The 25,145-nt window shown below is 36.5% G+C and carries 25 protein-coding genes; 13 read left to right on the top strand and 12 right to left on the bottom strand.

Going from position 1 to position 25,145, the window contains the following annotated elements:
- Nucleotides 1–51: 51 nt before the first annotated feature.
- A complete protein-coding gene (locus GUB10_RS10025) occupies nucleotides 52–870 on the top strand; it encodes a sensor histidine kinase (protein ID WP_353956835.1) in 819 nt (272 codons plus the stop codon).
- Entirely contained in the window at nucleotides 867–1,568 is a 702-nt protein-coding gene (locus GUB10_RS10030) for a LytTR family DNA-binding domain-containing protein (protein ID WP_193711316.1), read from the top strand. The genes GUB10_RS10025 and GUB10_RS10030 overlap by 4 nt, the downstream gene beginning before the upstream one ends.
- Here the strand turns inward: GUB10_RS10030 and GUB10_RS10035 are convergent.
- Complete coding sequence (locus GUB10_RS10035; protein ID WP_193711317.1) at nucleotides 1,565–2,587, bottom strand: AraC family transcriptional regulator; 1,023 nt, start codon at nucleotides 2,585–2,587, stop codon at nucleotides 1,565–1,567. The genes GUB10_RS10030 and GUB10_RS10035 overlap by 4 nt on opposite strands.
- Before the next feature lie 473 nt (nucleotides 2,588–3,060).
- Here GUB10_RS10035 and GUB10_RS10040 point away from each other — a divergent pair, with 473 nt between their 5' ends.
- The 9 genes from GUB10_RS10040 (at nucleotide 3,061) to GUB10_RS10080 (ending at nucleotide 12,718) form a co-directional block, all read left to right on the top strand.
- The gene (locus GUB10_RS10040; protein WP_193711318.1) at nucleotides 3,061–3,396 is read left to right on the top strand and encodes an arsenosugar biosynthesis-associated peroxidase-like protein; all 336 of its coding nucleotides are present in this window, start codon (nucleotides 3,061–3,063) and stop codon (nucleotides 3,394–3,396) included.
- A 57-nt stretch (nucleotides 3,397–3,453) separates the two neighbouring features.
- Nucleotides 3,454–4,512, top strand: coding sequence for an arsenosugar biosynthesis radical SAM (seleno)protein ArsS (gene arsS, locus GUB10_RS10045; protein ID WP_193711319.1), 1,059 nt, complete (start codon nucleotides 3,454–3,456; stop codon nucleotides 4,510–4,512).
- 24 nt (nucleotides 4,513–4,536) lie between these two features.
- Nucleotides 4,537–5,154 carry a TIGR04282 family arsenosugar biosynthesis glycosyltransferase gene (locus GUB10_RS10050; RefSeq protein ID WP_193711320.1) on the top strand — a complete coding sequence of 206 codons (618 nt, stop codon included), beginning with the start codon at nucleotides 4,537–4,539 and terminating at the stop codon, nucleotides 5,152–5,154.
- 3 nt (nucleotides 5,155–5,157) lie between these two features.
- Complete coding sequence (locus GUB10_RS10055; protein ID WP_193711321.1) at nucleotides 5,158–5,970, top strand: purine-nucleoside phosphorylase; 813 nt, start codon at nucleotides 5,158–5,160, stop codon at nucleotides 5,968–5,970.
- Nucleotides 5,971–6,084: 114 nt separating this feature from the next.
- Nucleotides 6,085–7,371: an NAD(P)/FAD-dependent oxidoreductase gene (locus GUB10_RS10060; RefSeq protein ID WP_193711322.1), complete on the top strand. Its 1,287-nt coding sequence runs from the start codon at nucleotides 6,085–6,087 to the stop codon at nucleotides 7,369–7,371.
- Complete coding sequence (locus tag GUB10_RS10065) at nucleotides 7,368–8,951, top strand: 4Fe-4S dicluster domain-containing protein (RefSeq protein WP_193711323.1); 1,584 nt, start codon at nucleotides 7,368–7,370, stop codon at nucleotides 8,949–8,951. The genes GUB10_RS10060 and GUB10_RS10065 overlap by 4 nt, the downstream gene beginning before the upstream one ends.
- Nucleotides 8,952–9,746 carry a glycosyltransferase family 2 protein gene (locus GUB10_RS10070; RefSeq protein ID WP_193711324.1) on the top strand — a complete coding sequence of 265 codons (795 nt, stop codon included), beginning with the start codon at nucleotides 8,952–8,954 and terminating at the stop codon, nucleotides 9,744–9,746. It begins immediately after the preceding gene.
- Nucleotides 9,746–11,212 carry a cellulose synthase family protein gene (locus GUB10_RS10075; protein ID WP_193711325.1) on the top strand — a complete coding sequence of 489 codons (1,467 nt, stop codon included), beginning with the start codon at nucleotides 9,746–9,748 and terminating at the stop codon, nucleotides 11,210–11,212. The genes GUB10_RS10070 and GUB10_RS10075 overlap by 1 nt, the downstream gene beginning before the upstream one ends.
- 120 nt (nucleotides 11,213–11,332) lie before the next feature.
- Nucleotides 11,333–12,718, top strand: a complete 1,386-nt coding sequence (locus GUB10_RS10080) for a glycosyltransferase 87 family protein (RefSeq protein ID WP_193711326.1) — start codon at nucleotides 11,333–11,335, stop codon at nucleotides 12,716–12,718.
- Here GUB10_RS10080 and GUB10_RS10085 read toward each other — a convergent pair.
- From GUB10_RS10085 to GUB10_RS10125, 9 genes are all read right to left on the bottom strand, one after another.
- Nucleotides 12,689–13,315, bottom strand: a complete 627-nt coding sequence (locus GUB10_RS10085) for a lipid-A-disaccharide synthase N-terminal domain-containing protein (protein WP_193711327.1) — start codon at nucleotides 13,313–13,315, stop codon at nucleotides 12,689–12,691. The two genes, GUB10_RS10080 and GUB10_RS10085, sit on opposite strands and share 30 nt — an antisense overlap.
- 236 nt (nucleotides 13,316–13,551) lie before the next feature.
- Nucleotides 13,552–14,523, bottom strand: coding sequence for a deoxyhypusine synthase family protein (locus tag GUB10_RS10090; protein WP_193711328.1), 972 nt, complete (start codon nucleotides 14,521–14,523; stop codon nucleotides 13,552–13,554).
- Nucleotides 14,516–15,391, bottom strand: coding sequence for an agmatinase (gene speB, locus GUB10_RS10095; protein WP_193711329.1), 876 nt, complete (start codon nucleotides 15,389–15,391; stop codon nucleotides 14,516–14,518). The genes GUB10_RS10090 and speB overlap by 8 nt, the downstream gene beginning before the upstream one ends.
- Nucleotides 15,392–15,498: 107 nt before the next feature.
- The gene (locus GUB10_RS10100; RefSeq protein WP_193711330.1) at nucleotides 15,499–16,902 is read right to left on the bottom strand and encodes an arginine decarboxylase; all 1,404 of its coding nucleotides are present in this window, start codon (nucleotides 16,900–16,902) and stop codon (nucleotides 15,499–15,501) included.
- A gap of 325 nt (nucleotides 16,903–17,227) precedes the next feature.
- Nucleotides 17,228–18,070: a pseudouridine synthase gene (locus tag GUB10_RS10105; RefSeq protein ID WP_193711331.1), complete on the bottom strand. Its 843-nt coding sequence runs from the start codon at nucleotides 18,068–18,070 to the stop codon at nucleotides 17,228–17,230.
- Nucleotides 18,071–18,161: 91 nt separating this feature from the next.
- Nucleotides 18,162–18,638 (bottom strand): nucleoside deaminase, encoded by a 477-nt coding sequence (locus GUB10_RS10110; protein ID WP_193711332.1) that lies wholly within the window; start codon nucleotides 18,636–18,638, stop codon nucleotides 18,162–18,164.
- Between the two features lie 25 nt (nucleotides 18,639–18,663).
- A complete protein-coding gene (locus GUB10_RS10115) occupies nucleotides 18,664–19,569 on the bottom strand; it encodes a geranylgeranylglycerol-phosphate geranylgeranyltransferase (RefSeq protein ID WP_193711333.1) in 906 nt (301 codons plus the stop codon).
- 11 nt (nucleotides 19,570–19,580) lie between these two features.
- Nucleotides 19,581–20,519, bottom strand: a complete 939-nt coding sequence (locus tag GUB10_RS10120) for a mevalonate kinase (RefSeq protein ID WP_193711334.1) — start codon at nucleotides 20,517–20,519, stop codon at nucleotides 19,581–19,583.
- Nucleotides 20,520–20,649: 130 nt separating this feature from the next.
- On the bottom strand, nucleotides 20,650–21,753 hold the full coding sequence (locus tag GUB10_RS10125; protein ID WP_193711335.1) for a diphosphomevalonate/mevalonate 3,5-bisphosphate decarboxylase family protein: 1,104 nt from the start codon (nucleotides 21,751–21,753) through the stop codon (nucleotides 20,650–20,652).
- A gap of 168 nt (nucleotides 21,754–21,921) precedes the next feature.
- On the opposite strand from GUB10_RS10125, the gene GUB10_RS10130 reads away from it, so the two are divergent.
- Nucleotides 21,922–22,398 carry a TspO/MBR family protein gene (locus tag GUB10_RS10130; protein ID WP_193711336.1) on the top strand — a complete coding sequence of 159 codons (477 nt, stop codon included), beginning with the start codon at nucleotides 21,922–21,924 and terminating at the stop codon, nucleotides 22,396–22,398.
- On the opposite strand, the gene GUB10_RS10135 is transcribed toward GUB10_RS10130, so the two are convergent.
- On the bottom strand, nucleotides 22,395–23,615 hold the full coding sequence (locus GUB10_RS10135; protein WP_193711337.1) for an NAD(P)/FAD-dependent oxidoreductase: 1,221 nt from the start codon (nucleotides 23,613–23,615) through the stop codon (nucleotides 22,395–22,397). The two genes, GUB10_RS10130 and GUB10_RS10135, sit on opposite strands and share 4 nt — an antisense overlap.
- A gap of 43 nt (nucleotides 23,616–23,658) precedes the next feature.
- Entirely contained in the window at nucleotides 23,659–24,348 is a 690-nt protein-coding gene (locus GUB10_RS10140) for a glycerophosphodiester phosphodiesterase family protein (protein WP_193711338.1), read from the bottom strand.
- A 178-nt stretch (nucleotides 24,349–24,526) separates the two neighbouring features.
- Between GUB10_RS10140 and GUB10_RS10145 the strand changes: the two genes are divergently transcribed.
- Nucleotides 24,527–25,048, top strand: a complete 522-nt coding sequence (locus tag GUB10_RS10145) for a DUF421 domain-containing protein (protein ID WP_193711339.1) — start codon at nucleotides 24,527–24,529, stop codon at nucleotides 25,046–25,048.
- Nucleotides 25,049–25,145: the final 97 nt, after the last annotated feature.

The following is a 25,145-nucleotide window of genomic DNA, read 5'->3' on the forward strand; positions in this document are numbered from 1 at the left end:
ACAAAAAGATTCTTTTGGTTCATTTTTCTTTTATTGAGTTCTATTTTCTTAATGGTATTTTTAAAATTTGAACTCACATATCTCCTTATAAGTAATAATGTGTGGCCAGAAGGCCCCGGAGAAACTTCCAGCTTCAGTTTTAACTATATTATGGTAATGATGCTGGGAGAACTATATGTAATATCTTTTGTTACTGCTATTAAAATCACCATAGATTGGATGAGCGAAAACAAAAGAGCGGCCAAACTAAAAAAAGCACAACTTGAGACCGAATTAAGATTTTTACGCTCGCAAATATCGCCGCATTTCTTCTTTAACACTTTAAACAATATATACTCCCTTAGCCTTAATAAATCGCACAAAACCCCTGAAACTATTTTAAAACTTTCAGAATTAATGCGCTATTTAATTTACGAAACAAAACCCAACCTACAAGCTTTAGATAAAGAGATTAATTGCATACAGAATTATCTGGACCTGGAAAAAATTAGATATGGCGAAAAATTGAGCATAGACTTAAAAATTGAGGGGAATACAGCTAATAAAGAAATTACCCCAATGCTACTTATACCGTTTATTGAAAATGCCTTTAAGCATGGAGCCAATAAAAGCATCAAAAAAGTGTTTATTAAGATAGAACTCATTATTAAAGAGGATATTTTGTACTTTAGAGCCATAAATAGCCTACCTAAACCAGAAGAAATCAAAACATATCCCCAGCAAAGCCAGGAAGCTAAAAAACAAGGAGGGATAGGCATTGCTAACGTTAAAAAACGTCTTAGCCTATGCTACGACAAAAAAGATTATGAGCTAAAAATCGATAAGAGAGAGTGTGAATTTTTAGTAGACTTAAAGTTAAAATTAGAATGAGCCTTAATTGTGTAATTATTGATGACGAGCCTTTAGCGATAGATGTAATTAAGAACTATATCTCTCAAATAAAAGGTTTAGATATAATAGCAAGCTTCAATAGCGCCCTGGACAGCCTTGATTTTATACAGGAAAACAAGGTAGACCTTCTATTCTTAGACATAAACATGCCTATTTTAGACGGTTATAGTTTTTTAAAAAGTTTAAGCGATAAACCCCAGGTTATTATCACTACTGCCCATGAAGAATATGCGGTAAAAGGATATGAACTTGAAATTTTAGATTACCTGGTAAAACCCATTCCATTCCCCAGATTTCTAAAAGCCATAAATAAGGCCAAAAAAATTCACGAAGAAAACAAAGACGATAACGAAAGCTGGAAAAACAAACATCTTTTTCTAAAAATCAACAAGAAGAAGATGAAAAAGGTTTATTTGAATGACATTTTATTAATTGAAAGTTTAAAAGACTACATAAAAGTAATAACCCCCAATAAAAGCTATATAATTCATCAAACCTTAAGTAGCTTTACCGAGAGCTTACCCCCTAACAGGTTTATAAGAATTCACAGGTCCTATACCGTTTCCCTGGACAAAATTGAAGCCATAGAAGGCAACAGCCTGGAGATTAACGGTAAAAGATATGTTATTGGCCGCAGCTATTTATCTCAGGTAAAAGATATTATTCTAGAAGACTAATCATTTAGCATCTTTCTGGTTTTCAAAAAATACTTAGGGTTCACACCATATTTCTCTTTAAATATCTTAGAAAAGTAGCTCCTATTGTTAAGGCCAATGGCAGTCACAATTTCTGAAATATTCTTATCGGTGGTCATAAGCATCTCTTTAGCAGCCTCCAGTTTCTTATGCTGCATATATTTATTCACGGTAAGATCATACACATATTTAAAGCCTTCCTGCAGTTTATTTACATTGGTACCTGCCTCTTTAGCTAAAGATTCTACTGTTAAATTACTCCCAAGATCCCCCTGTATACGTTTCACCACATAATCTACTTTTTCTATATCAGATTGTCTTAAAATTTGTGGAAGTTTATCACCAGATTCATCATCTTCATATTGCGAAATCTGTATTACCAGCATCTGAAAAGCCTTTGCTTCAAGATATAGAGAACGCAAAAATCCAGAATACTCCCTGGTATTTATCTCATTCATAATATCAGCAGCTTTAATGCTATAATTCCCCTGATAAAAAAATTGTCTTTCTGCCACCGCGTCTTGAAAAAGCTCCTTTAGAGTGGGATTAAGGTTTTCAAAATCGTAATTTCTACGATGAGCAAAAACAGAACGAATTATCTCTAAACTCGACACGTGAGTAGATTCGTTAGCTTTAAAATAAAGCACATGACCATTGTATCCGCTACTGGAAACAATAATATTTTGAAAGGCCTTAATATTATGAACCTTTTCTGTATCCTGAAAAGAATGACCCGTGTTTCCGGCAGAACAAAATATAAATTTTAGAGGGTGCACCGTATTTAGCGAAAAGTGAATTTCTACATCTTCATAAAACTTACAATTGTAAGTTATAAACCCCATTCCCGAATCAAAACTAATACCCCTAATAAAGCCTTCACCTATATGTTCTGGCAATTCTATAGTATGTTCTCCGCTACCATTCTTAACCGGAACATTAAGGCTTTCAGAAATATCCTCGATAATATCCTCTACTGGTAGGGTTTTTACATTTATTCTCATAAATCTAATTATTGGGTGAGACCCTTTACATCAATTTACAATATCCCAATATTAACATCAGCTCATCAAACAACGCAGCAGGACTAATGCTCAATATTTCATGGTAAAGATAAAGCTCTAAGAAAACATATAGTTAAAAGTCATTAGCATTTTTGTTTTAAGCTAATATTAATGTTAAATACGTTAGTTTGGCTTTAAAATTTTAAGCCCTTAAAATACATAATATAGATTATAAAAACCAACTTTTATTTAAAAACAGCCAGGCAAAGTAAATATTTAAACCCCATATCCAAAAAACAAACTACCTCATAACGAGTTTCTAGCGCACAACTATGCTTCAACTCTTCCTCAAAAACTTATACGTCACAAAACTACCTGGAAAATCCATAAATATCATTTTTAGAAAAATTGATTGGTTGCGTAAGTATTAATAGATATTTTAGACCAAAATAACTTAAAACCTAATAACTGCTATGGCTAAGACCTATTATAACCCCGATGATTTAAGGAAGTTTGGAAAAATAACTGAATGGAGCGAAGAATTGGGAGCTAAGTTTTTTGATTACTACGAAAAAGTTTTTGAAGAAGGAGCGCTCTCTGCTAGGGAGAAATCACTTATAGCCCTTGCTGTATCCCACGTAGTAAAATGCCCTTATTGTATTGATGCTTACACCAAAGATGGTTTACAAAAGGGGATCACAAAAGAAGAAATGATGGAAGCCGTGCATACTGGAGCTGCTATTGAAAGTGGAGCGACCCTGGTACACGGTGTACAAATGATGAACAAATATGATAAATTAAGCATGTAAACCTTTTTCATTGCTTTAGTTTAAATTATTTATTCCCAATAGCATTAAATTTTCAAAATGGCTCTACTAAAATCTTTATCGGCGAGAAAAGATGACCTTTCTAAACCCGAAAACCAGCTTACATTTTTAAGCAACGGGGTCTTTAAAAAAGGGGAACTTCCTTTGTTTAAAGATAAAATTGCAGAAACCGGAAATGCCCCTTTAAAACCTAAAAAGCTAGAAATACTTCAACTTAATTTAGGTTATATGTGTAATCAGGTTTGCTCGCATTGTCACGTAGACGCAGGTCCAGATCGGAAGGAGATTATGAGCAAAGAAACCATGGAGCAATGCCTGGAGGTTATTAAAACAACCAAAGCCCACACCCTGGATCTTACCGGCGGCGCACCAGAAATGAACCCAAATTTTAGATGGTTTGTAGAGGAAGCTTCAAAAGCCGGAATTAAAGATTTTATTGTTCGTTCTAATCTTACAATTATACTGGCAAATAAGAAGTACCATGATTTACCTAAATTCTTTAAAAAATATAAGGTTCACGTAGTTTCTTCCCTTCCTTTTTATAAACGGGAAAAAACCGATAAGCAACGTGGCAATGGGGTATTCGACAAGTCTATTAAAGCCTTGCAAATGCTTAACGCTGCAGGTTATGCACAGCCAGGCACCAACCTAAAATTAGATCTTGTTTATAATCCTGCCGGTGCATTTTTACCTACAAACCAGGAGGCCTTGCAAAAAGATTTTAAAAAAGCGCTAAAAGAAGATTTCAATATAGATTTCGATAATCTTTTTGCCATCACCAATTTACCAATTAGTCGTTTTCTGGAATATTTAATCGCTTCCGAAAATTATGAAGATTATATGTATGCACTGGTAGAAGCCTACAATCCTGCTGCGGTAGAAAGTGTAATGTGCACCAATACCATTTCAGTAAGTTGGGATGGCTGGCTATACGACTGCGACTTTAACCAAATGCTGGCCTTAAAAGTAGATAGTAAAGTGCAGCATATTAGTGAATATAACGAAGACCTGCTTAATAATCGCGAAATAAGAATTTCACAACATTGTTACGGTTGTACCGCCGGTGCCGGAAGTAGCTGCCAGGGTACCGTAGCCTAACCAACCTCGCTAAACCATTAAATTTTGAGCCTAAAAACCTCCCAGAACTTATTAATTATCTTTACAAGAAATCCGGAACCGGGAAAAGTAAAGACCCGGCTCGCCATAGATATTGGGGACACGGCTGCTTTTGAAGTTTATAAGTTTTTACTACAACATACTGTTTCGGTTACTAAAAATCTTCCTGTTAGCAAAAAGGTTTATTATTCTGAAGCTATTGTAGATAAAGACATCTGGAATTTAGAGCTATATTCGAAAAAGCTTCAAGAGGGAAAAGAATTGGGTGAACGTATGAAAAATGCTTTTAAAGAAGGTTTTGAAGAAGGCTATAAACATATTGTTATTATTGGCAGCGATCTTTACGATTTAAAACAGGAAGACCTGGAAAACGCTTTTCACTTACTTCAGGAAAAAGAAGTGGTTCTTGGCCCTGCTACAGATGGCGGTTATTATTTATTGGGTATGAACCAATTATTCCCGGAAGTTTTTCAGGGAAAAGAATGGGGAACCTCATCGGTTTTCCAGGAGACTGTAAAAGATTTAAAAGGAAAAGATATTGGCTTTCTTGAAGCCAGGAACGATGTAGATTATTATTCAGATATTGAAGATCATAAAGATTTTCAGCAATTTTTCAAAAAGTAAAAAATGATTCAAAAAATAGAGGAAACAACTAAATACCTCAAAGAAAAAGGCTTTATAAATCCGGAGATAGGGATTATACTGGGCACAGGCCTGGGTCAACTCTTAGATGAAATAAAAACAGAGGTAGAGGTTAGCTACAACGAGATACCTCATTTTCCTACCGCCACAGTAGAATTCCATAAAGGTAAATTGATTTTTGGAGAGCTGGAAGGAAAAAAAGTGGTAGTGATGCAGGGGCGTTTTCATATGTACGAAGGCTACACTATGCAAGAGATAACCTTTCCTGTTCGCATTATGCATCAACTGGGTATTAAAAAGCTTCTGGTTTCAAATGCTTCTGGTTCAATCAATTTGAAATTTAAAAAAGGGGAACTTATGCTTATTGACGATCATATTAATTTGCTGGGAGATTCTCCTCTGGCTTTTAAAGGGGTTTCCCAATTGGGTGAACGTTTTGTAGATATGAGTGCTCCTTATAATGCCGAGATGAACGCCGCCTTTGAAACTATCGCTAAAAAAGAAAGAATTACATTACACAAAGGAGTTTACGCGGCGCTTTTAGGGCCACAATTAGAAACCCGTGCCGAATATAGAATGCTGAAAGTTTTGGGCGCAGATGCTGTTGGAATGAGTACTGTGCCAGAAATTATTGTGGCCAATCATTTAAAGCTACCGGTTTCAGCTATTTCTGTAATTACCGATGAAGGCGACCCTGATAACCTAAAACCGGTAAATATTGATGAAATTATTGCTATGGCCGCGAAAGCAGAACCAAATATGATTACGCTGTTTAAAGAAGTCGTGAAAGCTGTTTAAGCAGAAAATCACAAATAAAATTCAGCAGGTATAATCAAAATAGAATACTTTAATTTTGAGGAAGGCCTCTGAGCCCCGATAGTTACAGGGATAAATCTCTATTATCTAGCAAATATGGAACACATAGTTATTATAGGAAATGGGATTGCAGGAATTACCTGTGCGCGGCACATTAGGAAAAATTCCGACGCAAAAATTACCGTAATTTCTGCGGAAAGCGATTATTTCTTTTCTCGCACCGCATTGATGTATGTGTATATGGGCCATATGAAATGGAATCACTTAAAACCTTATGAAGATTGGTTTTGGGAGAAAAATAGAATTGATTTAAAAAAAGCCTGGGTTGATACTATAGATTTTGAAGAAAAAACATTGCATTTCTCTTCTGAAGAAACAATGAGTTATGATAAGCTGGTTTTGGCAACAGGCTCGGTTTATAACAAATTTGGTTGGGAAGGTCAGGATTTAGAAGGAGTGCAGGGACTGGTTTCTAAACAAGATCTAGAACTTCTGGAGAGAAACACTCAAACTTGCCAAAAAGCAGTAATTATTGGTGGAGGATTGATTGGTGTGGAACTAGCTGAAATGCTTAATACACGAAATATTGAGGTAACTTTCCTAATCCGGGAAGAAGCCTTTTGGCATAATGTATTGCCAATTCAGGATGCTAAACTAATCTCTAAACACATTAGATCGCACGGGGTAGATCTTAGAGAAGAAACCGAACTGGACAGGATTATTGGCAATCAAGACGGAAAAGTCACTTCTATAATCACAAATTCGGTTGAAGAAATTGAATGCCAGTTGGTAGGACTTTGTACCGGGGTTAGACCTAATATAGATTTTCTTGCAGATTCAGCTTTAGAAACCGATAAGGGAATTCTGGTAGACGAATTTCTACAAACCAACATTAAAGACGTTTTTGCTATTGGCGATTGTGCACAGGTAAAACAACCCCTACCCCATCGAAAACCTATTGAAGCCGTTTGGTATGCAGGCCGTATGATGGGCGAAACCCTGGCACAAACCTTAACAGGCAATACGATGAAATACAAACCCGGGAACTGGTTTAACTCGGCCAAATTCTTTGATATTGAATATCAAACTTACGGCAATGTTTCAGCAAAACCGGGCGATAATGAAATGCACTTTCACTGGCAGCATAAAGATAACACCAAAGCCATTACTATTGCTTTTGATGCTAACTCCAATAAATTCCTGGGAATAAACACCTTTGGAATAAGGATGCGCCATGCCATATTTGACCAGTGGTTAAATGAAAATCGCAAGATAGATCACGTCCTGGCCAACTTAAAGCAGGCCAATTTTGATCCTGAGTTTTACACTCGGCACGAAAAAGAAATTTTTAAAAGTTTTAAAGAGAATTTACAGAAAGTATGAGCAAAATAGAACACAATATGTCTCTTACACCAGAGGCAGCGACAAAACTTTCTACCAGGCAAAAACTGGCCAGCGGTATAGGTTTGGTTGGGCTTTTCATTTTAGTACTGGCCATAGCCAATGTAAACTTTCCAAACAAGCCACTATTTTTAAGTTTGTCTTTAGGGCTTATTGCATTGGGGACCGTAATTTTCGCCAACGATCTATATCTGGGCAAACACGCGGGTATCAAAAACGACGGAGTTTGGTTTAAATCACTTAGTGGCCGTGGTTTTTGGGCCTGGGTCCTGGGCATTGTCCTTACGCTTTTTTATGTGGTTTTATATTGGTTTCCGCAGTATCTAGGACTTAATGCCGATGGGCAAAACACAGGGATCATTTCACTTTTCGATCCATTAAGTAAATTAATTAGCGGAAACCCTGCCAGCCAATGGTTTGTATATGGCACACTGTATACCCTGGCTATTCTGGCTTTTGGATATAAGTTTATTTTAAAATATCGCAATAATCGCTACGAAGTAATTCGCACCTTCTCGGTGATGTTCTTTCAGTTGGGTTTTGCCTTTCTAATTCCCGAAATTTTAATTCGGTTAAACCAACCTTACTATAACCCCGCCAATATTTGGCCGCTTAACTACGATTTGTTTACCGATTATAAGATCAACGAATTCCTTTCAGCAGGCAATGTTGGCGTAATTATGCTAGTTTTTGGATTGATTTCCATATTTGTAATCACGCCTATTTTAACCTATAAATACGGAAAACGCTGGTATTGTAGCTGGGTTTGCGGTTGCGGTGGACTTGCAGAAACCGCCGGCGACCCGTACCGTCAACTTTCTGACAAATCTCAACATGCCTGGAAGATTGAACGCTGGGTAATTCATAGCGTTCTAGTATTTGTTACGGTTATGACCATTGCGGTTTTGTATTCATTTTTAGGCGACAGTGCCAATGATTTCTGGCTTACCAAAGATGCTTTTCTTTGGGGAACTGCCGGTTTTCTTACGTTGCTTTTCGCGGTAATTATGATTTTTAAACGTAAAGAATTAGCCAAGGATGCTAAATATGGTGCTATTGGTTATTTAGTGGTAATCTTATCAATTATCTGTATTAATTATTTCAGCGGAAATGGAAATATCTTTTTCTTCGGGGGCTATCAACTTCGGGAATGGTATGGTTTCTTGATTGGTGCCGCATTTTCGGGGGTTATTGGCGTAGGCTTTTACCCAATTTTTGGAAGCAGGGTTTGGTGCCGTTACGGTTGCCCAATGGCAGCAATTTTAGGAATGCAACAACGCCTTTTTTCAAGATTTAGAATTACTACCAACGGCGGGCAATGTATCTCCTGTGGAAATTGCTCTACCTATTGTGAAATGGGAATTGATGTGCGCGCTTATGCCCAAAAAGGAGAAAATATAGTACGTTCCAGTTGTGTTGGCTGCGGAATCTGCTCGGCAGTTTGCCCAAGAGGCGTGTTAAAACTTGAAAATGACGATATGGAGGGACGCATAAACTCTGAAGAAGTGCTCTTGGGAAATGATGTAAACCTAATGGACCTGGTAAACCAGAAATCGAAGTAAATGCCACAAGAAAATCAAGAATTCCAGGGCAGTCACGAAAAATGTGAGCCTGGCCCAAATTATCCTAAAAACTCTAAGTCTGAAGTAGACTTTTCTTCCAAAAAAATCAAAGTAATTATTCCGGCTTTTAATGAGGAAGAATCTATAGCGAAGGTTATTGCGGAAATCCCGAAGATTGTTCAGGAGGTTATTGTGGTAAGCAATAATTCTACCGATGCTACTGAAGCCAACGCTAAAAATGCAGGTGCCACGGTATTACAGGAAAAAAGAAAAGGCTATGGCTATGCTTGTTTAAAGGGACTGAACTATATTTCCCAACAGCCCCTCGAAAGTCTTAAACCGGATATTATTGTTTTTTTAGACGGAGATTATAGTGATTTCCCTGCCGAATTAACTAAAATAATCGCCCCAATTATTGAAGAAAATAAAGATTTGGTTATTGGCTCCAGGGTTAAAAGATGGAGAGAAAAAGGTTCGATGACCTTTCCGCAGATATTTGGAAACTGGTTGGCAACTTCTCTAATGAAATTATTTTTTAATGCCAGGTTTACAGATTTGGGGCCGTTTAGAGCAATTAAATACCAGAAATTGCTGGAGCTGCAAATGCAGGATAAAACTTATGGCTGGACGGTAGAAATGCAATTGAAAGCCTTAAAAAAGGGGTTTTCTTACACCGAAGTACCTGTACATTATAAAAACAGGATTGGCACCTCTAAAGTTTCCGGCACTGTGAAAGGTGCTATCTTTGCAGGAGTTAAAATATTAGGTTGGATTTTTAAATATAGTTTTAAATAATGGATTTAGCCATTATCATCATATACACACTTGCCCTGCTGTTTATTTTCTTTTATAGTATTTCGCAGCTTCAATTATTATTGAATTATCTAAAGGCAAAAAAAAAGGTGGATGCTTCTGAGAAATTCAACCTTAAAAATCCTGTCGAAACACCTTTTATTACCATACAACTTCCCCTATACAACGAGCTATATGTGGTAGAGCGCCTATTAAAAAATATTGCCAGAATTGAATATCCAGTGGAGAAATTAGAGATTCAGGTATTAGATGACTCTACCGATGAATCGGTTCAAAAAATTGAGGCTCTAGTAAAGCAACTCAAAGAAACCGGACTGGATATTCAGCATATCACAAGAAAAGATCGTAGTGGCTTTAAAGCCGGCGCATTAAAAGAGGGTTTAAAGATCGCCAAAGGAGAATTTATCGCCATTTTTGATTCCGATTTTTTACCAAACAAAGATTGGCTGTTACAAACAGTACCTTATTTTAAAAATCCTAAAATTGGTGTGGTACAAACACGTTGGGGGCATATTAATCGAGACTATTCTTTACTTACAAAAATCCAGGCTTTTGCTTTAGATTTTCATTTTATCCTGGAGCAAACCGGACGTAATTTTGGACGGCATTTTATCAACTTTAACGGCACCGCCGGAATATGGAGAAAGGAATGTATTTTAGACGCAGGAAACTGGAGCGGAGACACTTTAACAGAAGATCTCGATTTAAGTTACCGGGCACAACTCAAAAACTGGGAATTTAAATACCTGGAAGATGTAGAAACCCCTGCCGAATTGCCGGTAGCAATAAGTGCGGCACGTTCACAACAATTTCGCTGGAATAAAGGCGCCGCCGAAAATTTTAAAAAGAATTTTAAAAAATTACTAAAGGATAAAACCGTTCCTTTTAGCACAAAATTTCATGCTTTTTTCCACCTTCTTAATTCCAGTATGTTCCTGGTGATCCTGGTTTTAGCTGTATTGAGCATTCCCATTCTTTTTATTAAAAACAACAATCCGCAGTTTGGCTGGTATTTTAATTTGGCGGCCTTCTTTTTAGTGAGCACGTTAATTTTCTTTTTTTGCTATTATGTCGCGTATTCAAGAATTCACGGAAGGGATTTTAAAAGCTTTTTAAATTTTATAGTCCTGTTTTTTACCTTCTTTTCGGTAGCTATGGGATTTTCGGTTCACAATTCGCTGGCGGTTTTAGAAGGGCATCTCGGGAAAAAATCGGCTTTTATTAGAACCCCAAAATTCAATGTAAGTTCCCTGAACGATTCCTGGAAAAAGAATATTTATATTCAACAAAAGTTTTCATTAAGTATTGCAGTTGAATTCGCTCTATGGGTGTATTTTGGTTTCGGACTCTATAGCGCTTTTATGCTGAACGATTTTAGCCTGGCCATTTTTCATCTGATGCTTTTTATAGGCTTTGGCTTTGTGGTTTTTAGATCGGTGAGGATTTAAAAGGCTAAATAGATAATTTCAAATTGTTATCATCCTCATCCTAAACTCGTTTCAGGATCTAACTCGAAAAGAATATTAGAAGCTGAAACAAGCTCAGCTTGACGTATTAAGAAAAGTTAAATGACAGATTTCCTTAAACATCATAAATTTTCCATCCTCCTGATTTTAACAGGGATTGCATTTTATGGGTCTTTCGCTTACGATTTAAACCGACCTGATTTTATAAAATTAGTCGGACTTTATACCGGCTTGTTTTTTATTAGCTTTAAGCTTATTCAATTAGAAAAAACTAATTTTTGGATGTTGGCCGGAGCTGCAATTATATTCCGACTTGTCTTTATTGCGGCCACACCAAACTTATCTCAGGATTTTTATAGGTTTATGTGGGATGGCCAGCTAATTCTAGAAGGAAATAACCCTTATTTATCGGTTCCTGATAATTGGAAAGAACCCTTGGCCTCGCTAAACCTAACAAAACAAAAACTAATACAGGGAATGGGTAGCCTAAGTGCCGGAAACTATACCAGCTACCCACCGGTAAATCAATTGCTATTTACAATTTCGACTTTTTTAGGAGGAAAAAGTATTCTGGGATCTGTAATTGCCATGCGGTTCTTTATCGTTTTAGCCGATTTGGGTACGCTATATTTAGGCAGGAAATTATTATTGAAATTTAATCTCCCCCCTTACCAGATATTCTGGTTTATCTTAAACCCATTTATCATTATTGAACTCACCGGGAACTTACATTTTGAAGCTGTAATGCTATTCTTTTTCACCTGGGCTATCTATTTATTACATCACAAGAAATGGATTTGGAGTGCAGTATTCCTTGGAATCTCTGTTTCAGTTAAATTGTTGCCATTGTTGTTCCTACCCCTACTATTAAATTATTTTATAAGAAGTAAAAAGATAGAAAATTCAGGTATTCATGCTTTAAATTTCAAAAAACTCCTGGGTTATTATTTTGTAGTTGGACTAACTGTTATATTTAGTTTTCTTCCTTTTATTTCTTCAGAGTTTATCTCAAATTTTTCAGCCAGTATCGCGTTATGGTTTCAGAAATTTGAGTTTAATGCGAGTATTTATTATATAGTTAGATGGATTGGATTTCAACTAAAAGGCTATAATATTATTGCCACCGCGGGTAAGATATTACCTTTGGTGGTAACACTAATTCTTTTAGGGCTGGCATTTTTCCAAAGAAATAATTCAACTGAAAAATTGCTAAAAACCATGCTGCTGGCAGTTTCAGTCTATTTTTTTCTATCTACTACCGTACATCCCTGGTATATTGCCACCCCTCTTTTACTTTCGGTTTTCACCAGGTATAGATTTGCGTTGATTTGGTCTTTTTTGGTCGTGTTAAGCTATTCGGCCTATACTGATACCGGATTCCGGGAGAATTACTGGTTAATTGGGATAGAATATATTGTAGTAATTGGTATTTTTCTGCTCGAAATTCTTAAGCCAAAGCTACTTTCGAGACTTCCTTATTATAAATAAATTTCGAATATATACCAGGCCTCCAAAAAAGTGTGCAGCCAGCAAAACAGGGTCATAGCGTAAAAGACCATAAATAAAAATAAGACTGGAGCCTACAAGGCTAATCACCCAGAAATTCCAGGGTAAATCTGATTCCTGATTTTTTTCAGCGTGAATCCATTGATAAATAAACCGGGCTGTGTAAATAAGTTGTCCCACTATTCCCAAAATTATAATCCAGGTAGAAATATTATCGCCTTTCACCAAATCGGCCCAATCTAACCGGCCAAGAAAAATAATATACAGTGCAATAAGCACCGGAAGTGCAATCACATACAACTTAAACATAATACCAGACTTCCCCCATTCCCCCTGAAGCTGAAGGTTTCTAAAGTAACCACCATAAACCAGAAATTGCCCCAGCATAATCGCCATATCGTCGCGTAAATAGCCGTAGATAAATAGTAGTACAGCGCCCTGTAAACTCAATTTCCAGAACAAACTGGGTGTTTGAATCTTTTGGGTTTTTTCAGACTTAATCCACTGCATAATTAATCTCGCAGAAAACAGAAGCTGTGCTAAAAAACCTATTGCATAAACAAACCAACTACTAGCCATATAAAATTTAATATAAAAATGAGCATAAAAAAAGCTGTTCAATAATACATTAATTGTATTACCAAACAGCTTTAATTCCTACTAATTATTTGTTAATTACGGATAAGACGTCTATCTATTTAATTTGTTCATTTTTTCCATTGATGAAAAAACGAACCAAAAAAATATAGGCTTACGACCACTCAATTATAATAAAATTTCGCAGGACATCCCTGAAAACCTTTAAGACGTTATGGTTACATATCTAACAAATAAGCGAAAATTAAAGGTGCCACAATGGTTGCATCACTTTCTATAATATGTTTTGGAGTATCTATATCTAATTTTCCCCAGGTAATTTTCTCATTAGGCACTGCGCCCGAATAAGAGCCGTAGCTGGTAGTAGAATCTGATATTTGGCAGAAATAGCTCCAAAAAGGTGTATCGGTACGCTCTAAATCCTGATAAAGCATAGGCACTACACAAATAGGGAAATCGCCGGCAATTCCACCTCCAATTTGAAAAAACCCTATTCCTTCCTTAGAATTATCGGTATACCAGTCGGCAAGGAAAGTCATATATTCAATCCCAGATTTCATGGTACTTGCTTTTAGCTCGCCTTTAAGCACATAGGAAGCAAAAATATTTCCCAGGGTACTATCTTCCCATCCAGGAACTACTATTGGTAAATTCTTTTCGGCGGCGGCATACATCCACGAATCTTTTAAATCTATCTCATAATGCTCTTCCAGAGCTCCCGAAAGCAGTAATTTATATAAAAATTCATGAGGAAAATAGCGTTCTCCTTTTGCCTCTGCATCTTTCCATATCTTTACAATATGATGCTGAATTCTTCTAAAAGCTTCTTCTTCGGGAATACAGGTATCGGTAACCCTATTTAAGCCACTCTCCATCAAGTCCCATTCTTCTTTAGGGGTTAGATCTCTGTAATTTGGCACACGCTTGTAGTGCGAATGTGCTACCAGGTTCATCACATCTTCTTCCAGGTTAGCTCCGGTACAGGAAATGATATGTACTTTATCTTTTCGTATCATTTCAGCAAAGATTTTCCCGAGCTCTGCCGTACTCATAGCCCCGGCAAGGGAAACCAGCATTTTAGAGCCGCCTTGAAGTTGTTTTTCATAATCTTTGGCCGCATCTACGAGGGCAGCCGAATTAAAATGCAAATAATATTTTTCTATAAATTGAGAAATAGCTCCTTTACTCATCTTCGTCTTCTTCGTTATAATTTTGATATTTAAATTTGTAGCTCAGCATTTTGTAATACAACTTAGCCGCAAGGAAATCTGATGATTTTTCGTTTTTATTTGGACAAAGTTCCACAATATCAAAACCTACTACATTTTTCTTTTTGAACATCATCTTTAGAAACTCAAGGGTCTCATACCAGAAAAGCCCTCCGGGTTCCGGAGTACCGGTAGATGGTAAGATAGAAGGATCAAAAGCATCTAAATCTATGGTAATAAACACATTGGGTGACATTTGACCAATAGCATCCTCCTGCCAATCTTCATATAGATCGTGTGCAAAATACACCTGATTTTCGTCCATATGTTCTACTTCAGAAACATCCATAGATCGAATTCCAACCTGAACCAAATTATTCTTCTTACTGGCTTCATGAAGTGCACAGGCGTGGTTGCAAGTAGAACCTTCGTACTCTGGCCTTAAATCGGCATGCGCATCTAATTGTACCACTGTAAGATCTTCAAAACTTTCATTAAAAGCTCTTATAGAGCCTATAGAAATAGAATGTTCCCCTCCAAAAAGCGTTACAAATTTCTCCTGCTTAATGTAGTTTTTGGTTGTTTTATACACGGCCTCTACCATTTTTTCTGGAGAAGAATTCTCTATAACCGGTGGCGCGAGATAAATCCCTTTTTTGTAAACTTCGCTACGGGTTTCTATATCGTAAAGTTCCATATTTTCTGAAGCCTCCAAAAAAGCTTCAGGTCCTTTATCAGATCCTTTTTGCCAGGTACTGGTACCATCATAAGGCACCGGGATTAATACCACTTTCGCATCATCTATTCGCGAATATTTATCGGGTATTCCGGCGTAATTCTTTTTGTTCATTGTAATTAAGTAATTGGTTGTTGGTTATATAAAGTTACTATTTTTTACTTGATAATAAAGATCGACCCCTACAACTATCGGGACTCAGCTGCTTGCTTCGGGTTAGTTTATTTATGGCCATTATAACCTAATATTTTAAGCATATCATTGGCATCTTGCTGCTCACTAAACACTGTAGTCCCAATATTGCCATCTTCGTCTCTATCTATTAACAGGTGTTTTGGCTGCGGGATTAAACAATGATGCAAACCGCCATGGCCACCAATAGTTTCCTGGTAAGCGCCTGTATTAAAAAAGCCAATATATAAAGGTTTATCTTTCTTAAACTTAGGAAGATAAATAGCATTTACGTTTTGCTCTGAGTTATAATAATCGTCGCTATCGCAGGTTAGTCCTCCCAGTAATACCCGCTCATATTCATCGTTCCAACGGTTTACGGGTAACATCACAAATTTCTTACTTATCGCCCAGGTATCTGGTAAAGTGGTGATAAAAGAAGAGTTGATCATGTTCCATTTCTCGCGGTCGTTTTGCTGCTTTTGGTATAAAATCTCATAAATGGCCCCACCGCTTTCTCCCACAGTAAAACTACCGAATTCGGTAAAAATATTAGGCACCTCAACTTCGGCTTCTTCACAATATAATTTGATTTGATTGATAATCTCATCTACCATATAAGCATAATCGTACTCAAAATGAAGTGAGTTCTTTACCGGAAAGCCACCTCCAATATTTAAACTATCCAGTTCTGGACACACTTTCTTTAAGTTTACATATACCCGTAAACACTTTTGCAGTTCATTCCAGTAATATGCAGTGTCCCTAATACCGGTATTGATAAAGAAATGCAGCATTTTTAATGCTACCTGTTCATTCTCTTTTATCTTTCTATTGAAAAACGGAACAATATTCTTGTAACCAATTCCCAGCCTTGAGGTATAAAATTCAAATTTTGGCTCTTCTTCTGAAGCGATCCGTATTCCAATAGGAAATTTACCGTCTATTCGTTCAGTGAGCAAATCAATCTCTTCGTAATTATCTATTATAGGAATACAGTTTCTATGGCCATTATTAAGTAAACGGGCAATATTTTCTATGTATTGATCGCGTTTAAAACCATTGCAAAGCACATAGGTATCGTTGGTTATTTTCCCTGTAGCTTTTAATTCTTCCACGATATTAATATCGAAAGCTGAAGAGGTTTCTATATGGATATCGTTTTTTAAGGCTTCATTTAAAACATGCTGAAAATGAGAGCTTTTTGTACAATAGCAATAATTATACTTTCCTTTATAATCATGTTTTTCCATTGCATCTGCAAACCACTTCTTAGCCCTACGTATATTTTGGGAAATTTTAGGTAAGTAAGTGAATTTTAATGGTGTTCCATAGGTTTTAATGAGTTCCATTAAATCTATGTCGTGAAACTTTAACTCGGTTCCTTCCAGGCTAAATTCTTCCTGCGGAAAATAATAGGTTTGCTCTATTAAATCTCTGTATTTTGTATTCAATTGATAAGTTTATATGTTTTAAAGTTAAAAATTAGGCATTAATTTTTCTCATCAAAAAAAATAGCTGGTAAATTAATGTTAAGAAAAATGATATACGCCTGAATTATAGCGCGAACAAAGAGGCTAAACATAAGATTTTGGACTACCAAAAGCCTCGTTTGATGTTAAGATACTAAATGCCCCATAATTGCAAATATGCATGATAAGTTGTAAGTAAACTACCTCGGGGTATTATACCCTTTGGCGGTGCCAATAAAAAAACCGGAAAAGGAATGTCCTAATCCGGTTCAAAAATATTAAAAAACTTAATACGGAATCACTTTTTTTAATGCATCCCTAAATTTATAACTTCCTGATCTGTAAGCCTTCTAAAGCGACCTCTTGGTAAATCCTTTTTTGTAAGTCCGCCAAAGACAACCCTATCCAGCTTTTCAACTTCAAAACCCATGCTTTTAAACATACGTTGAATTACGTGGTTTTTAGTGCTTTTGGTTTCAATTCCAATTTCATTCTTCGGCCTGTCGGCAATAAAACTTATATCCTGTATGTTCACTTTCCCATCTTCAAGAAAAATACCCTTTCTAACCTTATCTAAATGCTCGAATGAAAGCGGTTTAGTTAAGCTTACATGGTATATTTGTCTTATTCCGTTTTTGGGTTTTCCCAGTTTTTTAGCTAAAGTCCCATCGTTGGTAAATACTAAAAGTCCCATCGCCTGGGTATCTAATTTTCCTATAGGATCCAGTTTTGCCCTGGTAGCTTTTGCCATAATATCCATAACCGTTTTACCACCTTTTTCGGTACTTCCGGTCACATAGATTCCCTTTGGTTTGTTTAAAACAAAATATTCAGCTTTCTCCGGGTTTACGCTTCTTCCGTCAAACTTCACATCATCGGTAGGTGCTACTTTATAGCCCATTTCGGTTACTACATTTCCATTAACGGTCACATTTCCGGCAGAAATAAAGATATCGGCATCACGACGGGAGCATATTCCTGCATTCGCTATATATTTATTTAAACGAATCCCATCAGACTTAGAAGCGGGGCTGGGAGCAGATTGGTGCTTTTTTATAGGTGCGTTACCGCGGGCCATAGACTTTTTACTCTTGCCACCACCCTGTCTTCCGCTAAACTTTCCGGCTCTAGATTTGTTATCTCTACTCATATCGCTAATTTTTTGCAAAGGTACTCTATTGATATAGAGTGGCATTCTATTTAATTAAAAGTTTTGTAATGATTTAGGCTTAAAAAAAGCCCTAATAATCAATTTTATCGCCTTTTGCTTCCCATTTTTGAAAAACAGGCAGGCCTTCTTCCCGCATCATATTTATAAAAGGAATCTTTCGCTGATCCATTTTAAGTGCAATTTCATCGTATACAAACTGATCGTCAAATCCAATCTTAGCGGCATCTTCGCGGCTTAAGGCGTAGTAAACTTTATTAGGTCGAGCCCAATAAATAGCACCCAAGCACATGGGACAGGGCTCACAAGAAGTATAAAGTATGCAATCTTCTAATTGAAAATTTTCCAGTTTTTCACAAGCTTGTCTAATGGCAGCCACCTCGGCATGTGCTGTAGGATCGTTGGTAGAGGTTACTCTATTGCTTGATTCGGCAATTATTTCTCCGTTTTTAACGATTACCGCACCAAACGGGCCTCCCGAACCTTTATCCATTCCTTCTTCAGCTAATTGAATAGCTCTTTTTAAAAAATAGCTATGATCTTTTTCCATAAATAATTTCTGAATTTAATTTCTTTTAAAAAACACGGTTAAGCACCTCATCAATATCAATAAGCAAAATACTAAGAACCCCCGCTACAATAATAAATTTTAAAATATTATGAAGTAATAAAAACTGCCATTTCACTTTACTGAAATATAAAAAAAGTACAAAGAAAATCAGTAAAATAAGCGAGATATAAAAGTAATATTCCATATATCCGGTATCAAACCGGGTAATTAAAAGCATTGTAGGAATTACCGCTAAAACACTTAAGATAGTAAGAAAAAATTTACTCAGCTTTTCCCCGTACACTATGGGTATAGTATGATAATTTTGAACCAGGTCTCCCTGCATATTCTCCAAATCTTTCACCAGCTCCCGCATTACAATCATTAAATAAAGAAAGGTTGCATGAATAAAAATTACCGTTTGTAAATTTTTATAGTAAATAAAAATCACAAAAAATGGGGTAATGGTTAAAATTGAAGCTACCAAATTCCCCAAGAATAAAATACGTTTTAAACGATGCGAGTACAGCCAGATAGCGAAAATATAGACCGAAAAGAACACCACCGCCTTAAAGGAAACATAGCTGGCAAAAAAGATTGCCAGTAAATTAAGGATAAAATAAACCGAGAGTTTAGTTCGCTGGCTCACAAACCTATCCAGCATTGTTTTTTTTGGCCTATTGATCAAATCTTTTTCACTATCGTAAAAATTATTGATAATATACCCAGAAGCTATTACGGTAGCAGAAGAAAGAATAAGAAAGAATAAATTATCGTCAAAAAAAACTTCTCTTAAGGCAAGTTCGGGTGCTAAAATAAAAGCCGACGTAAGGTATTGGGCTAAGATAAGCACCAAAATGTTATAACCGCGAACCACCGAAAACAAACTAAGCATTTTCAGCAATAAGCGCTTGTTAGAGGTAGACGCCATGAAGGTTTTATTTAGAAGTTGTACACCACTTCTAATTTGTAATCTTTAAGGGATTTCCTGGCCTTTTCAATATCTTCTGTAAAACCTAAAATATAACCACCCCCGCCAGAACCGCAGAGTTTAAGATAGTAATCGTTCGTGTCTATACCGTGTTTCCAAAGCTTATGGAATTGAGCCGGAATCATGGGTTTAAAATTATCTAATACCACATGAGAAAGACGCTTTACATTATGGAAAAGCGATTTTACATCGCCTTTTAGGAAATCGTCTACGCAGGCATCTGTATGCTTTACAAATTGTTCTTTAAGCATTTGCCTAAAGCCCTCCTGTTTCATGTTTTCCATAAAGATATTAACCATTGGGCCCGTTTCCCCGGTGCTACCACTATCTAATAAAAATACTGCGCCCAATCCGTTTTCGGTTTGGGAAGGTATACCTGCAGGCTCAATATTATCTTTAGAATTGATTAAAATTGGAATGCTTAAATAACTATTTAAAGGGTCTAAGCCAGAAGACTTTCCGTGAAAGAAAGATTCCATTTCCCCGAAAATCTTTTTGAGTTTTAATAGTTTATCTCGGGTAAGATTTTCTAAAACCGTGATTTTTCCAGTGGCATATTTATCATAAATAGCTGCTACCAGGGCACCACTACTCCCAACTCCATATCCCTGCGGAATGGTAGAATCGAAATACATACCCTTTTCAATATCACTTTTAAGTTTCTCCAAATCAAATTGCACCAATTCAGGATTATTTGCCTGAAGTTCTCCTAAGTAATCGGCAAACCGCTTTAAACTTTGGTTGGAGGCTATTGCAGCTTCAGAAGGATCTTCATCTACTTTTAAAGCGCCATTATAAAAATTATAAGGAATGGATAAACCTTTGGAATCTTTAATAATTCCATATTCTCCAAATAGCAAGATTTTTGAATAAAATAGAGGTCCTTTCATAAGCAATAAGATATTCTTTTTTTAGGTCAAAAAAGAGTAAAAACCAGCAATAATTAAACGAGGCATTTGCCTTTTTAATTAAATCTTGGGGTAAATCCCTCAACATTTAAATCACGTTAATCGAGTAAATTTACAACTTTTCTGCTCCCTTTCCAACCTGGTCACAAATATACTGCCCTTTTTCACAATAGACAACAAGCTCATTCTTAATGAATTCTAAAACTTTTTCCTTACTGTTTTCAGGATAAAGTAGATGTACATTGGCACCGGCATCCAGAGTAAAACATACCGGGATTTTAGTAGCTTTCCTAAATTCCCACACCTTATTAATAATCTCCAGGGTGTTGGGTTTCATCAATATAAAGTATGGATGACTACTCATCATCATAGCATGTAATGTGAGGGCTTCGCTTTCTACAATGGCAATAAATTCTTCTAAGTTTCCAGATGCAAAAACGGTTTTTAGCTTATCTAAGTTTTCATGTGCCTGGGCAAAACGGCTGTCGGCAAATGGATGGCCGTGCATTAAATTATGGCCCACACTGCTACTAACCTGTTTCTGGCCCTTATCTACCAATAAAATTGTATCCTGAAAACTTTTAAAAACCTCAGCAATTTCAAATGGGTATTTAATTCCGAAGAGATCACTGCTTGAAGGAACATTTTTATGCTCGCCCCATTCAATTAATTCTCCTTCAAGGCTTCGGCAGGCACTTCCCGAACCTAAGCGCGCCAGGAATGAAGCTTTTTTATAGAAAAACGCTTCATTGGTAATCCCGGCCACGGTAGAAATCTCAGGATTCAATTCTTTTTCCAGGCTCATTACACATAAAGCCAGGGCACTCATTCCGCTTGCCGATGAGGCTATTCCACTGCTGTGCGGAAATGAGTTTTCAGTATAAATAGTAAACCTGTAATCTTTTAAAAACGGTGCATACTGCGCTATACGCTCAAAAAACTGTTGAATTTTGGGTTTAAAATCTTCCTTCTCTTCCCCTTCAAAATAAAGTTCAAAATCAAAAGTTGCAGACGGTGCTGCTTTCTTCTGAAACTTCATTCGGGTAGTGGTTTTACAATTCTGTAAGGTAAAACTCACCGAAGGATTAGCCGGAATCTGGCTCTCCTTTTTCCCCCAATATTTAACCAGGGCAATATTACTGGGAGAACTCCAGGTTACCTCCCCATTTTCCAATTTATTTGAAAATTGCTTTGGAATAAAATCCTGTTCGCGCATAGCAACATTTTAATAAAAATACTTCTTGCCTAAGCTTCAAAGCATCGATTAAAAATTTAAGTCTTCATTAAACCGCAAAGATATGTTTTATGTTTTGGGAAATTTCTTTCCCTGTCCAAATAAATTTTTATTTTAGTAGAGGCGGCACCCGATATTAGATTTTTAAAAATGACCCAAAAACTCTTTTTACGAAGTTCTATGGCTATTGGCATTTGTTTGCTTTTTGGCTTTATGGGAGCAATTGCCACACAAGTGGGTCATGAAATCTGGTATCCAAGTTTAAACAAACCCTGGTTTAAACCTCCAGATGTGTTTTTTGGCGCAATTTGGTTAATTATGTATGTATTAATGGGGATTGCCGCCGGTATTGTATGGAGCAAAGGATTTTATCACAAATGGGTAAAAACCGCTTTATATCATTTTGGGTTTCAATTATTAATAAATGGCTCCTGGTCTCTTCTTTTCTTTGGACTACAAAAACCTTTTTTAGCACTAGTAAGTATTATTTTGCTTTTTATACTTATAATTCTCACTATAAAATGGTTTAAAGTGGTAAGCAACACCGCAGCATATCTAATGATTCCTTATGCCATTTGGGTACTATTTGCCATGGCCTTAAATTTTGAGATTTGGCGACTTAACTAGTCTTTGCTCATTGCTTTTGCCGCAAGAAAACCTCCTGTCCAGGCATTCTGAAAGTTAAAGCCACCGGTTATGGCATCTATGTTTAAAACTTCTCCGGCTAAAAACAGGTTTTTATGAAGTTTACTCTCAAAAGTTTTAAAATCGACTTCTTTTAGATTAACACCGCCGGCAGTAACAAATTCTTCCTTAAAGGTGCTTTTTCCATTTACTTTAAAAACTGCACGGGCAAGCTGATTGCTTAAATTTTGAAGTTGATGTTTATTTAAATCGGCCCAGGTGGTTCCTTCTTCTATTTTAGAAGCTAGTACCAAATTTTTCCAAAGGCGCTTAGGTAAATCGAATTTTGCATTTTTCACCACCTGTTGTTTGGCCAGGCTTGATTTAAAATCTTTTAACGCTGTCAAAACTTCTTCTAAATTGAACCCGGGCAACCAATTTACCAGAATTTCAAATTGATAGTTTAGTTTCTCCAAATCCCTTGCGCCCCAGGCTGAAAGTTTTAAAATACCCGGGCCGCTCATTCCCCAATGAGTAATTAAAAGTGGTCCTTTGCTCTCTAAATTTATTTTTTTAGATTTTATTTTAACCTTCGCTTCAGTTGCTATTCCGGGTAAATCCTTAATGCGTTCATCTTGAATATTAAAAGTAAAAAGAGAAGGAACAGGTTCTATAATTTCATGCCCCAGTTTCTTTAAAAGACTCCACATTTTAGGATTGCTTCCGGTAGCAAGCATAATTTTTTCTGCCGAAAAATCGCCTTTACTCGTTGTGATATCCCAGCAGTTTTCTTTCTTTTGAAAATTTTGAACCGCATGACTTTTAAACACCTGAATTTTCAGGCTTTCGATTTCCCGTAAAAAACAATTGATAATACTTTGCGAATCGTCTGAAACCGGAAAAATACGACCATCTTCTTCAATCTTTAGTTCAATTCCCCTTTTCTGAAACCACTCCATAGTATCCCCGGTCATAAAACCGTGAAATGGCCCCAATAATTCTTTTTCACCTCGCGGATAGTTAAGGCTAAGTTCTTTAGGAACAAACTCGGCGTGGGTTACATTACACCTGCCCCCTCCCGAAATTTTCACTTTGGTAAGCACTTCTTTACCACGTTCAAGAATGGCAATTTTAAGTCCGGGATTATTTTCGGCTGCGTTTATAGCTGTAAAAAAGCCTGCTGCCCCACCACCTATAATTATAATGTCAAAATGCTGCATTTTTTTTGATTCAAGGCTTCAAGTTAAATATTTCACTTGCTTTTTACTCAAAAAGCCTATCGGGAAAGTCAGAAATAATTCCGTCTACGCCAAATTCTCGCATTCGCTGAATATCTTCTGGTTCGTTAACCGTCCATACATTCACACTGAAGCCGGCTTTATGTGAGGCTTTTACATTATCTCTTGTTATAATGCCCAAAGAAGGATGGATTGCAGAAGCATTAAGCAGTTTTCCAAGCTCTATTGCCTCGGTAACACTTGCCTTACTCAAAACTCCCAGGGCAACATTTTCATCTAGTTTTCGCATTTGAAACAATTCGTTTTTCTGAAAACTGGAAACGATAAAATCTTTATAACTCCAATCTCCTGAAGCTATCTTGTTTTTAATGATTTCTGCAGTCGCTGTAGCAGTATTGAGACCTTTTAACTCAATATTTATACTACACTTCCCTTTAATAAAGTCCAGGACTTCGGTGAGCAAGGGTATCTCGAATTGCTCTTCTACCTTTAAAGTTTTGAGTTCGGTTAAAGGCTTTTTAGCGACTTCTCCACTTCCGTTTGTGGTACGATCCAGGGTAAAATCATGAATTACCACCAATTCACCGGTTTTACACCTGTGCACATCTACTTCTATGGCATCAACTCCAAAAGACAATGCTTTTTGTATGCTTTCCAGGGTATTTTCTGCCAAATGCCCCTTGGCACCACGATGACCAATTTTTAATAAATTCATTTTGCAAAGGTATTCAATTAAGATAAACGGAAGTTTATTAAGAATAGCTATTCATTATACCGAGGCTTTATAAATTCTTATGAGTTCTTAACATTTTATTTAGCCAGAAGTCCTTTACTTTTAAGATAATCTCCAAAAAAACTGAAACATCTAATTATAGGCCTGTAAAAATACAATTATGGAAAAATGGTTTGAAGCTTCGTGGACATCTATAATAGCAATTTTACTCACCGCTTTAGGAATTTACGCAGCAATAATACTTTTTACCAGAATTGCAGGAAAAAGAAGCTTTTCTAAAATGTCAAGTTTTGATTTTGCAATGACAGTTGCGGTAGGTTCTATTATAGCTTCAACCATTTTATCTAAATCTGTCAGTTTATTGCAAGGTATTATTGGTCTTGCGGCAGTATATATTCTACAAATTTCTGCGGCATTTCTAAGACGTTGGCATTTCGTTCAAAAAATCATAGACAATTCACCCCTATTACTTATGGACAAACAAACTATTTTATATGAGAACCTAAAAAAGGCCAGAGTAACCGAAGGGGATTTACGTTCTAAATTAAGAGAAGCAAATGTTTTAGACCTTTCACAGGTTCGTGCGGTAATTTTTGAGACCACGGGAGATATTTCAGTACTACATACTTCTAAAGAAGACCAGGAATTGGAAGATTGGTTAACAAAAGATGTAAGAAGATAAAGGGTTTTAAAACAGTAAAATACTTCAAAGGAAGCTCACAAGGCATTCGTTGGAAACGACTTTTTAATTTCGAGGCAAGCTTAAGAAGCCAAATAGC

Source organism: Salegentibacter sp. BLCTC, from assembly GCF_015143665.1.
GTDB classification, from domain to species: Bacteria; Bacteroidota; Bacteroidia; order Flavobacteriales; family Flavobacteriaceae; genus Salegentibacter; species Salegentibacter maritimus.